Genomic DNA, 13,187 nt, shown 5'->3' with positions numbered 1-13,187 from the left:
ATGAAGAGGCGCGCGGGAGGGTGAAAGGGGAAATGAAAATGGGAAGTGTGCTGTCGTTTTGCGGTAATGTATTCCAGTTTGTGTAATCGCTGAAAGTTCTGCCACTTTTCTCGGACTTGGGCCATTGTTCGTGGCGTCACTACACCGAGTGATACCACTTTTCTCGGACTTGGGCCCTTGTTTGTGGCGTCACTACACCGAGTGATGCCACTTTTCCTGCGCTTGAATCCTTGTTTGTGGCGCCACTACACCGAATGATGCCACTTTTCTCGGACTTGGTCCCTTGTTTATAGCGTCATTACACCGAGTGATACCACTTTTCCTGCACTTGGATCCTTGTTTGTGGTGCCACTACAACGAGTGATGCCACTTTTTCTCAAAATTGAACCTTGTTTTTGGCGCCACTACACCGAGTGTTTCATTGGCTCTGATAAAAATCATTTATACAAAAAAATCCGAACTATTAATCATAGTCCGGAAATTTCTTTGCTATCTGACTTTTGCCTCGTTCAGATTATCATTGATATTTCTTAAAAATAATCGTTGCGTTATGTCCGCCGAATCCAAGTGAATTGCTCAGAGCAACATTCACTTCCGTTTTTCTTGCCTCGTTTGGAACGTAGTCAAGGTCACATTCCGGATCCTTTTCATGAAGATTAATGGTTGGAGGAATGATGCCTTCTTTGATGGCAAGAATCGAAAGAATGGCTTCAACACCGCCCGCTGCTCCAAGCAAGTGCCCTGTCATGGATTTTGTTGATGAAACGGCAAGCTTGTATGCGTGCTCTCCAAATACTTCTTTAATGGCAAGCGTCTCAAATTTATCATTATAAGGAGTGCTTGTGCCATGGGCATTTACGTAATCAACGTCTTCTGGTAACAGGCCGCCGTTTTCAAGCGCCATTCTCATTGCGCGCACGCCGCCTTCTCCTCCAGGTGCTGGAGCCGTGATATGGTGAGCATCACCGGTAGCTCCGTAGCCGACGATTTCTGCATAAATCGGCGCTCCGCGGTCGAGTGCATGCTGCAGCTCTTCAAGAACAAGAATTCCCGCTCCTTCTCCCATGACAAATCCGTCGCGGTTTGCATCAAACGGTCTGCTTGCCGTTGCCGGATCCTGATTTGTGGATAGGGCTTTGCTTGCGCTGAAGCCGGCAAACGCCATTCTTGTAATCGGTGCTTCTGTTCCGCCTGTGATCATTACATCGGAATCACCGCGCTGAATAACTTTAAATGCATCACCAATTGAGTTTGTGCCGGTAGCACATGCTGTTACCGTACATGAGTTAAATCCTTTTGCCCCTAAAGCAATCGACACCTGGCCTGCTGCCATATCCGGAATCATCATTGGAACAAAGAATGGGCTTACGCGTCTTGCACCTTTTGTCAGCAATGTTTCAAACTGATTTTCAAAGGTTTCCATCCCGCCGATGCCTGATCCGATCCATACTCCAACACGAGGTGCAATCTCATCTGTAATTTCAAGCTTTGCATCTTTAACTGCCATAAAAGAGGCTGCTACTGCATATTGAGTAAAACGGTCCATCTTTCTTGCATCTTTTTTATCCATATACTTCTCAACATCAAAGTCCTTAATTTCTGCCGCCACTTTTGCAGGGTAATCAGCAGAATCAATCCGCGTCAGCGGGCCGACACCTGATACCCCTTTAATTGCATTGTCCCAAGTGGACGCTGCATCGCTTCCAATTGGAGTAATGGCTCCAAGTCCAGTTACAACAACTCGCCTGTTTGTCATCTGTATACACCCTGCCTTTTTTGTTTTTTTGAAAATTTATCTTCCCCAGCGCATAGCAATGGCGCCCCAAGTTAATCCGCCGCCAAAACCTACCATGACTACAACGTCTCCGTCCTTGACCGTCCCTGCCTCAATTTCCTCTACAAGTGAAATCGGAATGGATGCCGCTGAGGTGTTTCCATATTTATGAACCGTTTTTGACATTTTTTCAACTGGAAGCTCAAGACGCTCTCTCGCTGCTTCCATGATCCGAATGTTTGCCTGATGCGGAATTAAAAAGTCAACATCCTCTTTTTTAAGGCCCGCTTTTTCAATGACATTAACACTCGATTCACCCATCTGTCTGACGGCAAATTTAAAAACTTCCCTGCCGTTCATCACAATTTTTTCATCCTGATATAAGTGTTTTCCGCCAGAACCGTCTGAACCGAGCTCAAAAGATAGAAATCCTTTGCCTTCTGATACACTGCTGACAACGGCCGCTCCGGCACCATCTCCGAAAAGGACGGCTGTGTTGCGGTCATCCCAGTCTGTAATTTTTGACAGTTTTTCAACACCTACAACGAGCACATTTTTATAAGCGCCCGTTTCAATGAACTGCTGAGCTGTAATCAGTCCGTACATAAAGCCCGCACATGCCGCGCTCAAGTCCATGGCAGCTACTTTCCTTGCCCCGAGTTTTTCCTGCAGCATGCATGCAACCGTAGGAAATGGCTGATCGGGCGTTACAGTGGCCACTAAAATCATATCCAAATCCTCTGCAGTCAGTCCAGCGTTTTCAATCGCTTTTTCAGCTGCATAGTAAGCCATATCGGAAGTATCCATATCATCATCTGCAAGACGGCGTTCTTCAATACCTGTCCGTGTGCGGATCCATTCATCTGATGTATCCATCACCTTCTCAAGATCGGCATTTGTTACAGTACAATCCGGAGTATACCGTGCAATCCCAATAATTCCAGCACTCATATATGCAGCTCCTTTTTCGCTTGTTTTTAGAATCAATTATTATTACCTGGTACTAATTTTATCGTATTCTTTTCAAAATTTCAATCCAAATCTGTGCGTTTGCCTCGCTCCGCTTTTGAATCAGAACATACACTGTCAGTAAGGAAAACTAAGAGAGGTGTTTATGTTGAGCGAAAAAAGACAGGCGGATGAGTCCGGAGATTTTTTCAACTCCTTCATGTTCGGCGATAGACGTGAGCTGCGCACAGATCAGGAGGAAACAGAAAAAAGGCCCGCTCTTGATGAGCAGGAACCTCAGTCCGGAACCGATTACTTCAGCATTTTCATGCAGATTGATGACATTATGGACTCGATAAAAGAATTAAAGCCGGTCGTAAAAGAGTTTTCACCGATACTGGATTATTTTAAACAGAAGCTAAAATAAAAAAGCGCAGCTTATCTCGCCGCGCTTTTTCTTATTTTCCTGCTTCATTTTTTCCAAGTTCGTATGCATCGTTCATGACTTTCGTTAAAAGCTCCATCATTGGCTGAAGGTGTTCAGCTCTGATTTCAATTCCAGCTTCATCAAGCTTCGCTTTTGCCTCTGGAAGATATTTCATGGCAATCTGCATAAATTCAAGTGTTTTAGTATCCTGGCTCATTCTAAATTTCTCCTTTACAGCTGATTTGGCAATTTGTCTGTTTGCCGGTAGGTTTCAATTTGCTGCTCTAATTTCTCCTGAAAGGCTTTGTCGACTTTCGGACTGTATGTACCCATTTCTATCACATTATCATGAAAATCAAAATAGAGATTTCCGCTGGCCAGTTCTCCGGCCTCGTATTTCTTTGCAACAAGCTCATAAAGCCTGTCCACATGCTGAATTGTGCTTGTCAGAACGGTATTTTCTCCAAGGTCTGACTGATCGGACACATAGCCGATGGCATACAGGCCTTTTTCTTTCATTCTTTCGATTACAGGTACATTATAGCCGTCGCCTGCCGGATATACAACATCCACGCCTTCGGCAAGCATTTCATCTGTATAATTCAGAGCTGTCCGCACATCATCCCAGCTCTCGACATATTGAATCTTCACTTCAATATCAGGGTTTTGATAGAAAGCCCCTTCATAAAAACCGTCAATTTCCGGCTGCCATTCATACGCAGCAAGAATTCCCACTTTATTGGTGCTCGTCATTTCCCCGGCGATCATGCCCCCAAAAAACCCCATGGCATTCGCATTGAAGTTAAGGCTCGTCACATTCTCTCCATCTGCATCACCATTGAAAAAAACAAACCGGATATCTTCATATTCTTCATTCAGCCCTTCAAAATAGGCTTCATATTCGCTTCCATGGCCAAAAATGAGATTGACTCCTTTGCCGCTCATCTCATTGACGGCTTCTCTAACCGCATCTTCATTATTCATGCCTTCTTTATAAAAAACTTCGGCCCCGTATTGCGATTGTATTTTCAAAAGTCCTTTGTATCCTTTCGTTCCCCAGACCTGATCGCTGATCGTATCAGGTACAAGCAAGCCTACTTTTTCCAGCTCATTCTGACGGGGTTGTCCGCATCCAGCCAGAAAAAAAAGGCACATCGCGAAGAGAATACTTTTCTTCAGCATGGCAAGCAGCTCCTTTAAGCTTGTGCTAGTCTAGATTCCTCTATATTTTAGACTGTATGGTTCATTCGGCACAAGGATATATTTCCCAAAAAACAAGCAAATGAGAGATTTTATCTAAAGGGACTGAAAAATATAGAGGTTTTGCCTGATCCACTCGGTTTGGGCGCTTAATCCCTCTTTTAGTGATACGCTGCTGCGCACAGTATATTTTATGTCCTCTGAAACTTTGCAGGCGATCCCGCTCTCCTTTTTTTCATTTAAAAGCATTGCAGCCTCCCTCCACTGATTTTCTTTTCCGGACGACAAATGAACGGTATCTCCTGTAAATGTTTCAAGTTTAGACAGCTCAATCAGGGCATTAACAGCATCTTCAATGTAAAGCAGGTCTCTTCTTTCCTCTCTTTCATCCTGAACAGGGCTCCCCCCAGTTAAAGAAGCAACAATGCGTTTATGAATGCTGCCCGATTTTGGCTGCCACGGACCGTAAAGACCTGGAAACCGGATGATTTTCAGCAGCCCTGAATGATGAAATAACTTTTTCAATGTCTGTTCCTGCTTTAAATGAGCAGCTCCATTAACAGTTGTCGGAACTGGTACCGTGTTTTTATCAATGACAAGCTGATTCTCCCCGTACACTTCCATTGATGAAATTAATACTAAAGGGATTTTGTGAGTAAGTGAAAGAGCAGCACACTCTTTTAGAAGATTTTCATGAATCCTGCTTTCTTTGTCGGCAGGATCCTGGATGCAGCAGAAAATAAGATCATGCTCTTTTTCTTTTGGAACCGACTCCACGCTTTGAAACAGAGCATTTCTCCCGATCATCATCAGCTTTTCTTCAGCCACTCTCTGTTCCAGTTCATCCTCATAATCATTGCTTATGCCATCAACACATACGCCCTCTTCAAGCAGCCTGCTGCAGAGGGAAAAACCGACAAACTGCAGGGTGCCCGCAATGAACGCTTTTTTCATGTTACGAATCCTCCTTATAAGAGCGTTATAGTAATCGTATGCTTAAAAACAGCGCAAAAGAATCGTTCCTGATGCAGGAACGATTCCAGCTACAAATTTTTTTCATTTTCTTTAAAAAATTTCACGACCGAGTGATGCAACCTGTATTGATTATCGGCAAGATGGAACGTGAGATCAATCGGATTTCCATGCTTGCTTCTGTGCTCCTCATACATTTTGCTGTGATCCTGATAAGGGTAAGTGATGCTGTTCATCCGCTGCCAAATATGAACCGGGATGTCTGCTGTATCAAAACTTTCATCAAAAGCCATGCTCCCTGCCTCTTTTGGATCCTTGTCATACGCAAGGGCTATTTCGCGGGAAAGCCGTTTGTAGAAAAATTTGTTTTCTCTCTCTTTTTCAAGGTGGGCGCTTAGATTCAGGCAGGGATTAAACATGGCAGCAGATCTGATTTTATCGCTTGATTTCATAAGTTCCTTTGCAACAAGCGCGCCCATTCCCTCGCAAAGAATGTGTACACGCTCATTTAAGATCTCTTTTTTCATGACAATATGATAAATCCTCATTGCGAGCTGCTGTGCTTTCGGACTTCCCCAATTTGCCCCGTACAAATTGGACGTAAAGACTGTATAGCCTGCTTCCAGCAGTACGCCAAGCAGCTGATTTCTTCCATAATGCTGAAGCCAGAAGCTTGTTTGCGAATCGACGAAATGAGTTTTGTCCCCGAAGATGTAGACCCCAAACCCATTCGGCTGATACGGATAATGAATAATGCTCCATTCGGAATCAAGCTGAAAAAACCGTTTTGTAATGCCCATCTTTGCCCACCTCCTTTCAGTCGTACTTTGAATCTCTATACAACGTATGTTCACTTAGCATAAAACGAATGGATTTATACCCAGTCCCGCCATCCATTAACGTTCATCAAATGGTCACGTTCAGCAGAAATAAAGCTTTTATTCCTCAATCTATGTATGATAATATGGACATAGAATTGTTTGAAGAATGAGGTGAACAGATTGCGCTATTTTTGGACTTTTTTCTGGACGTTTTTATTAATGCAAATGATGGCATACGTTGTTGCTTCTATGACAGGTGTCGCCTATAACTTTGTTACAGCTTCTATCCTCGCTGTAGCTGTAACCGTTGTCATCCTGATCTTGGGTGAAATTGTTCCTGACAAATCGGCAGAAGGACATCATTAATACCTGACTTCGACTCTGCATGCAAAAAACCCTACTGAAAACAGTAGGGTTTTTTTGTATGACCGGATGTCAAGGTTTGCGCTGGTATGTCCATTCACGGTCGTCATTTGACGTTTCCGGAAAATGGTCTCCTGCCTGAAGCTTTATTTTACGGGGATTTTTGACCATTGATCCTGTCTCCCCAATTTCTACATACACACCGTTATTAGGTGCTTTTTGGCCTGATTTAAAGCGGTGCTGCTGCCCCAAATTAATTCCCTCCTTAAAGGTTTCATACACCTGTAGTATGGTTTAAACGAGGGTAATCCATGTAAAACACGGGTTAAGTTTGTCTTTACACTCTTCTTTTACCTGTAGTTAAATAAGAAGGGAAATGGAGGATTTTATCTTTATGGAAGACTTTTATTTGATACTGAAATATTTACTGCTTGGGCTGTTTCAGGGTTTTACAGAGCCAATCCCTGTCTCCTCCAGCGGACATCTGGTGTTTGCCCAGCACTTTCTTGGCGTGAAAATTGAAGGACTGAGCTTTGAACTCCTTGTTAACGCTGCCTCGCTACTTGCTGTTTTGCTTATCTACAGGGAAGACCTTATCAGGCTGTCTGTAAATGGCGCCAGTTACGCAGTAAACAGAAACCCGGAGAATAAAAAGGATTTTCAATTTATTCTTTATCTGATCATCGCTACAATCCCTGCAGCTGTTCTCGGAATTTTATTCAAAGATGTCCTTTCAAGCAAGGATGTCAGGCTTGCTGCAGGATCCCTGATTGTAACGGGAATTGCCCTTTATTTAATTCGAAATCTGCGCGGCAATAAAAAAGACGGAGATTTAACCGTTAAGGACGCTGTCTTGATCGGTTTTGCTCAAGCTGTAGCCCTGATACCTGGAATCAGCCGATCCGGAGCTACCATAGTAGCAGCCATGGCTCTCGGGACAAAGCAAGAAACAGCGCTAAGATTTTCGTTCCTTTTGTTTATCCCGGTCAGTGCAGGCGGTATGATCCTCGGCATCAGCGATCTTTTGGCAGATGAACATTTTAATGAGCTCATTATGCCATATGCAGCAGGCTTTGCTGGATCGCTCATCATGTCCTATTTTTCACTGAAGTGGTTTATGGGCATTATGGAAAAAGGAAATCTGAAGTACTTTGCTTATTATTGCTTTATTGTTGGCCCGGTTATTTTGATTTTGACTCTTTTTTCTTGATAGAGGAAAACACCCCTGAATGAGCTTTTCATTCAGGGGTGTTTTGTCTGCAGTAATAGTCATTGCTGTTGCGGTGAAGTTGGTAGTAAATCAATGATTGGCTGTTAATTTGCGATTGTTGGCTGTAAATGTTGAAAGGTTGGCTGTAAATAGCGAATTGTTGGCTGTAAAAAGAAAATCAGCTAGAGAAGATACGTGTGCGGAAGGTGTTTGCAGAAAAAAATGGCCCAGTCAGCCCTTAACCGGGCGGACTGAGCTCACATTTAAACCTTTTTATCCAGCAAGAATCTCCTTCAGCAATGCTTTTTGCACATGCAGCCGGTTTTCGGCCTGCTGGAAGACCGCTGACTGGCTGCCGTCAATGACTTCGGCTGTAACTTCTTCGCCGCGGTGGGCCGGCAGGCAGTGAAGGAAGCTGCTGTCCGCCTTGGCGCCTGCCATGAGTTTGCTGTTGATTTGATATCCATCAAAGGCAGCTAGCCGGATTTCATTTTCTTCTTCCTGCCCCATGCTCGTCCAGACATCCGAATAGACGATATCAGCACCCTGCACCGCTTCTGCAGGATTCGTGACAGCCGTGACAGCTGCTCCGGTTTGTTTGCAGACCTGCTGGATGTTTTTCATGACTTCAGGATCTGGCCCATACCCTTCCGGATGCGCGATGACTGCATCCATTCCCACTTTTGCACATGCGATAAGCAGGGAATGCGCAACATTGTTGCCATCACCTATGTAGGCGACCTTCGTTCCTTTAAATGTCTTTTTCAGCTGAAGGATGGTCATTAAGTCGGCTAGCGCCTGGCAAGGATGATACGTATCTGTCAGTCCGTTGATGACCGGAATTGATGCGTGGCGGGCAAGCTCCTCGACTTTTTCATGCTGGAATGTCCGGATCATGATAGCGTCCACGTAACCCGATAAAACCTTAGCCGTATCCGCAATGCTCTCACCGCGTCCAAGCTGAAGATCCTGGCTGCTTAAAAACAGAGCATTTCCTCCAAGCTGCTGCATGCCGGCTTCAAATGATACACGGGTGCGGGTTGATGATTTTTCGAAAATCATCGCAAGGATTTTGCCTGAGAGCACCGACTGAATTGGATTTTTTTTCATCTCTATGCCCTCGTGTATGATGTGAAGAATTTCTTCGGTTGTATAATCAAGCAGGGTCAGACAATCTCTTCCAACGAAAGAGGACTCCACCCGGGCAAGTTTCACTGAACTCATCACGCCTTCACTCCTGTTCGTGTTAATTCTTTTATTGAGTACACTTTATAATCAGATGCTGCCTGCAGATACGCTGCAAATGTTTCCCGATTTGAAAACACTTTAATTCCTTTATCCAATGCTTTCAGCCTTATATCTGCTGATTGTTCCTTCATAAGACTCACAAGCAAACCATTGCGGGCATTTTCGGCCCATTCATCAAAAGCCTCTGTGACAGCGGTTATTCCTGCGTCTTTCATCTGGTTGAGAAGCTGCTGATCAGGCGTATCCAAAAACACATTTGTTTCCTTCCTGCCTTCTTCATCAAATACTTTGCCGAGTGCTTCTTCAATTGTCGGTGCCAGACACATGCCTTCTCCCGTTGACCTCATTTCAGGTCCAAGCAGCAAATCAACATTCTGAAGAGCGTGACTTGAGAAAACAGGATATTTTACAGCTACATACTCTTTTTCTTCTATGGAATGATGAGAGAGCATTTTTCCGTCAAGCGCTTCTGCGGCAAGGCGAATCATCGGCACATCCATCACTTTGCTGACAACAGGTGCAGTCCGGCTTGCACGAGGATTGACTTCAAGCACAAAGAGCTCATCATCTTTTATTAAAAATTGAATGTTCATCATGCCTTTATATTGGAGTTTCTGCACGATTTTCAGGGCAGCTTCATGCATGTCTGCTTTAAGTTCAGCATTGATTGACCGGGAAGGAATAATCGCCATGCTGTCACCTGAATGGACTCCTGCAGGCTCAATGTGCTCCATCACCGCCGGAACGAAAATGCCTGTTCCATCAGCCACTAAATCAAGCTCTGCTTCTTTTCCGATGACAAAACGGTCGATCAGCACAGGAAACGCGTGCTTCCCTGCTGTTTCCAGCTGCTTTTGAAGCTGCTCTTTTGTTTCAAGAACGAGCATTCCTTTTCCTCCAATCACATAGGACGGTCTGATCAGAACCGGATAGCCGATTTTCTCAGCTTCCGCGAGCGCCTCTTCCTCGTGATGGGCCGTTGCTCCAGGCAGATGGGGGATTTCAAGTTCGTCAAGCAGGTGATAAAACCGTTCACGTTCTTCAAGAATATCAAGGGTTTCTGAGTCTGTCCCAAGGAGAACCGCTCCTTCGGCCTCAAGGGCCGCAGCCAGATTGATTGCCGTTTGTCCGCCAAACTGAACAATCGTCACATCAATGCCCTCAGCCTCAATCACATTCATAACGTGCTCTACTGTCAGGGGTTCAAAATAAAGACGGTCTGCGGTTTCAAAATCCGTGCTGACGGTTTCCGGGTTGTTGTTGATCATAATGGCTTCATATCCAAGCTTTTGCAGGGCTTTAATTCCCTGAACAGCACTGTAGTCGAACTCAACCCCCTGCCCGATCCGGATGGGGCCTGAACCCAGTACAAGTGCCTTCTTCTTTTGAGGAGAAGCTTCTTTTTCAAGCTCGCACTCTCCAAAGTACGCAGAGTAATAATAGTTCGTTCTCGCTTCGAATTCCCCGGCGCATGTATCTACCAGCTTATATTTAGCGGTAATGCCAAGTGATTTTCTCACCTTTGACACTTTCGGTTCTTCTTCATTCAGCACGTGGGCAATATATGCATCTGAGCAGCCCTTTTCCTTGATGCGGGTGAAAAACTCGCGTGTCATTGTATCAAGGGAAGAAGTCTTCAGCTGCTGTTCAAGCTCGATAAGAGAGGCAAAGATGTTCAGAAAATAATAATCAATGCCGGTTTCTTCATGAATAACATGGATGGTTTCGCCTCTTCTCAAAAGCTCCATGATGGCAAAGAAGCGCTGATCGGTAGCGTATTTCAGCAAGCTCAGAAGCTCCACATCAGATAGACCGGCCGTATCTTCATGCCAGATTCCAATGTTTCCGAGCTCAAGAGAAGCTGCTGCTTTTTGAATCGCTGCCTCCAGGTTCCGTTCGATTGACATCACTTCGCCCGTTGCCTTCATTTTTGTGCCCAGAACACGGTCCGCATCTTTAAACTTATCAAACGGCCATCTCGGAAATTTAACCACTGCATAGTCAAGTGCAGGTTCAAAGCTTGCAAACGTTGACTGTGTCAGCGGATTCTTCAGTTCATCCAGCGTATAGCCGCAAGCAAGCTTCGCAGCAAGTTTGGCAATCGGATAGCCGGTTGCTTTTGATGCAAGAGCTGAGGAACGGCTGACACGCGGATTTACTTCGATGACATAGTATTGTTTGCTTACAGGATCAAGCGCAAATTGAATGTTGCATCCGCCGATTACTTCAAGCGCTGAAATAATCGTCAGAGATGCAGACCGGAGCATTTGGTACTCATGATCGGTCAATGTCTGGGAAGGGGCAACAACCATCGAATCACCGGTATGAATACCCACCGGATCAATATTTTCCATGTTGCACACCGTTATGCACGTATTGGCGCGGTCTCTCATCACCTCATATTCAATTTCCTTAAACCCTGCAATGCTCTTTTCAACGAGGCACTGATGAATGGGACTCGCATTCAGCCCGCTTTTCATCAGCTGCTTCAGCTTTTTCTCATCCTCTGCAATGCCGCCTCCCTTGCCTCCAAGTGTATAGGCTGGCCGGACGATAATTGGGTAGCCTATACTTTCTGCAAAAGCTAGTGCTCCCTCTGCGTCTGTCACGATTTCACTTGCAGGAACCGGCTGATTTAAGTCATACATGAGCTTTCTGAATTTCTCCCGGTCTTCCCCTTTTTGAATTGAATCGACGCTTGTTCCAAGCACTTCCACCCCATATTTTTGAAGAATGCCTGCTTCATGCAGCTTGACGGCAAGATTTAAACCTGTTTGGCCTCCGAGCGAGGCAAGCAGGCCGTCCGGGCGTTCTTTTTCAATAATTTTTGTGAGACTTTTCACCGTCAGAGGTTCAAAGTAAATCTCATCAGCGTACTCATGATCCGTCATGATCGTGGCAGGATTGTTGTTTACAAGGATGACTTTATAGCCTTCTTCTTTTAACGCGATGCACCCCTGCGTTCCTGAATAGTCAAATTCCGCTGCCTGACCGATGATGATAGGTCCTGAACCAATTACCAAGATGCTTTTAAGATCATGTCGTTTAGGCATATACCGTTTCTCTCCTTGTCTTTTTCACCATTTCCAAAAACTCGTCAAACAAGTATTCACTCTCTGCCGGTCCCGGATGTGCTTCCGGATGAAACTGAACGGACAGAATCGGAAGCGACTTATGAAGCATGCCTTCCACTGATTGATCATTCACATTCAGAAAACGGACCTTAAACGCTTCTTGATGCGACGTCACGACATAGCTGTGATTTTGGGAGGTCATGAACACTTTCCCCTTAACCTGATCAGCAACTGGATGATTCGCTCCCCGGTGGCCAAACCGCAGCTTCTTCGTATCTCCGCCGTATGCAAGAGCTATCAGCTGATGGCCAAGGCAAATACCGAGTGACGGGTAGTCTTCCGTCGCTTTCTTGATCGCCGGCAAATACATCTCAAGGCTCTTCGGATCTCCTGGTCCATTTGAAAAAACAATGGCATCCGGCTTTACCGAGCTAAGCTCATGTAATTTTGTATAAGGAATAGTGGTCACTTTGCAGCCCCTCTTTAAAAAGGAAGCCCCAATGGATTTTTTAAACCCGAAATCAATGAGGGCAACATGGACATCCCCATCGCCTGCCGTTGTCAGAGTTTCATTGATGCTCGGCAAATGTTTTTCCGGAATGACAGAAAGATCTTTTTTTACGGCTGAAAGCTCTGCTTTCATCGTTCCGTGCTTTCTGATCTGTTTGACGACAGACCTTGTGTCCACATGGCTGATAAACGGAACATTCCATTTCTTCAAGTACTCCTTCACGCTGTAAGCTGCCTCGTAATGGGAAAAATGCTCGCAGCATTCATAAAAGACGGCCCCTTTAATCTGAGGTCTTTCACTTTCAAAGTCTGAAGCATTAATCCCGTAATTTCCGATCAGCGGATACGTAAAGACGATAATCTGATTTTGGTAGGACGGGTCTGTCAGCACCTCCTGATAGCCGGTCATGCCGGTATAAAAAACGATCTCGCCCCCTACGTGCCCGCCGGTTAAATTTCCTTTATAGCTTGTGCCGTTCTCAAGAAGCAGGTAGCCGCTCATGTTCCGTTCACCTCGAAATGAATTTTTATATAATTTTAAGTATATTTATGCGTTGGTGTGTAAAAAAATTTAGGGTGGTGATGAGTGGTGCCATTAAGCAGGATTTTCTAGTTGTTGATGGTTCTATTCTCGTTGTTC

At 44.9% G+C, this 13,187-nt stretch carries 13 protein-coding genes; 3 read left to right on the top strand and 10 right to left on the bottom strand.

Annotated elements, in window-relative coordinates:
- Positions 1-517 precede the first annotated feature (517 nt).
- Both fabF and ACK1LH_RS04965 read right to left on the bottom strand, forming a co-directional pair.
- Positions 518-1,756: a beta-ketoacyl-ACP synthase II gene (gene fabF, locus ACK1LH_RS04970; protein WP_029282649.1), complete on the bottom strand. Its 1,239-nt coding sequence runs from the start codon at positions 1,754-1,756 to the stop codon at positions 518-520.
- A 36-nt stretch (positions 1,757-1,792) separates the two neighbouring features.
- Positions 1,793-2,725: a beta-ketoacyl-ACP synthase III gene (locus tag ACK1LH_RS04965; protein WP_411334634.1), complete on the bottom strand. Its 933-nt coding sequence runs from the start codon at positions 2,723-2,725 to the stop codon at positions 1,793-1,795.
- A 163-nt stretch (positions 2,726-2,888) separates the two neighbouring features.
- Here ACK1LH_RS04965 and ACK1LH_RS04960 point away from each other — a divergent pair, with 163 nt between their 5' ends.
- Complete coding sequence (locus ACK1LH_RS04960; RefSeq protein ID WP_029282653.1) at positions 2,889-3,149, top strand: hypothetical protein; 261 nt, start codon at positions 2,889-2,891, stop codon at positions 3,147-3,149.
- 31 nt (positions 3,150-3,180) lie between these two features.
- On the opposite strand, the gene ACK1LH_RS04955 is transcribed toward ACK1LH_RS04960, so the two are convergent.
- The 4 genes from ACK1LH_RS04955 to ACK1LH_RS04940 form a co-directional block, all read right to left on the bottom strand.
- Positions 3,181-3,366 (bottom strand): ComZ family protein, encoded by a 186-nt coding sequence (locus ACK1LH_RS04955; protein ID WP_029282655.1) that lies wholly within the window; start codon positions 3,364-3,366, stop codon positions 3,181-3,183.
- Between the two features lie 14 nt (positions 3,367-3,380).
- Complete coding sequence (locus tag ACK1LH_RS04950) at positions 3,381-4,331, bottom strand: BMP family ABC transporter substrate-binding protein (protein ID WP_203289742.1); 951 nt, start codon at positions 4,329-4,331, stop codon at positions 3,381-3,383.
- Positions 4,332-4,445: 114 nt separating this feature from the next.
- Positions 4,446-5,303: an NAD-dependent epimerase/dehydratase family protein gene (locus tag ACK1LH_RS04945; RefSeq protein WP_411334633.1), complete on the bottom strand. Its 858-nt coding sequence runs from the start codon at positions 5,301-5,303 to the stop codon at positions 4,446-4,448.
- An 89-nt stretch (positions 5,304-5,392) separates the two neighbouring features.
- On the bottom strand, positions 5,393-6,121 hold the full coding sequence (locus ACK1LH_RS04940; protein WP_411334632.1) for a hypothetical protein: 729 nt from the start codon (positions 6,119-6,121) through the stop codon (positions 5,393-5,395).
- A 201-nt stretch (positions 6,122-6,322) separates the two neighbouring features.
- Between ACK1LH_RS04940 and ACK1LH_RS04935 the strand changes: the two genes are divergently transcribed.
- Complete coding sequence (locus ACK1LH_RS04935) at positions 6,323-6,508, top strand: YjzD family protein (protein WP_029282663.1); 186 nt, start codon at positions 6,323-6,325, stop codon at positions 6,506-6,508.
- 69 nt (positions 6,509-6,577) lie between these two features.
- On the opposite strand, the gene ACK1LH_RS04930 is transcribed toward ACK1LH_RS04935, so the two are convergent.
- Positions 6,578-6,757 carry a YjzC family protein gene (locus ACK1LH_RS04930; RefSeq protein WP_029282665.1) on the bottom strand — a complete coding sequence of 60 codons (180 nt, stop codon included), beginning with the start codon at positions 6,755-6,757 and terminating at the stop codon, positions 6,578-6,580.
- Between the two features lie 142 nt (positions 6,758-6,899).
- Between ACK1LH_RS04930 and ACK1LH_RS04925 the strand changes: the two genes are divergently transcribed.
- Positions 6,900-7,715, top strand: a complete 816-nt coding sequence (locus ACK1LH_RS04925) for an undecaprenyl-diphosphate phosphatase (RefSeq protein ID WP_029282667.1) — start codon at positions 6,900-6,902, stop codon at positions 7,713-7,715.
- A gap of 273 nt (positions 7,716-7,988) precedes the next feature.
- Here the strand turns inward: ACK1LH_RS04925 and argF are convergent, their stop codons facing one another.
- From argF to ACK1LH_RS04910, 3 genes are read right to left on the bottom strand one after another with little or no spacing between them, the layout of a single operon-like run.
- Positions 7,989-8,939 carry an ornithine carbamoyltransferase gene (gene argF, locus ACK1LH_RS04920; RefSeq protein WP_411334631.1) on the bottom strand — a complete coding sequence of 317 codons (951 nt, stop codon included), beginning with the start codon at positions 8,937-8,939 and terminating at the stop codon, positions 7,989-7,991.
- On the bottom strand, positions 8,939-12,016 hold the full coding sequence (locus ACK1LH_RS04915; protein WP_411334630.1) for a carbamoyl phosphate synthase large subunit: 3,078 nt from the start codon (positions 12,014-12,016) through the stop codon (positions 8,939-8,941). Before ACK1LH_RS04915 ends, argF begins: the two co-directional genes overlap by 1 nt.
- Positions 12,009-13,049: a carbamoyl phosphate synthase small subunit gene (locus ACK1LH_RS04910; protein ID WP_029282673.1), complete on the bottom strand. Its 1,041-nt coding sequence runs from the start codon at positions 13,047-13,049 to the stop codon at positions 12,009-12,011. The genes ACK1LH_RS04915 and ACK1LH_RS04910 overlap by 8 nt, the downstream gene beginning before the upstream one ends.
- Between the last annotated feature and the right edge of the window lie 138 nt (positions 13,050-13,187).

The organism is Metabacillus indicus (assembly GCF_046603695.1).
GTDB lineage: Bacteria > Bacillota > Bacilli > Bacillales > Bacillaceae > Bacillus_P > Bacillus_P indicus.
This window is presented reverse-complemented; position numbering and strand designations above follow the sequence as displayed.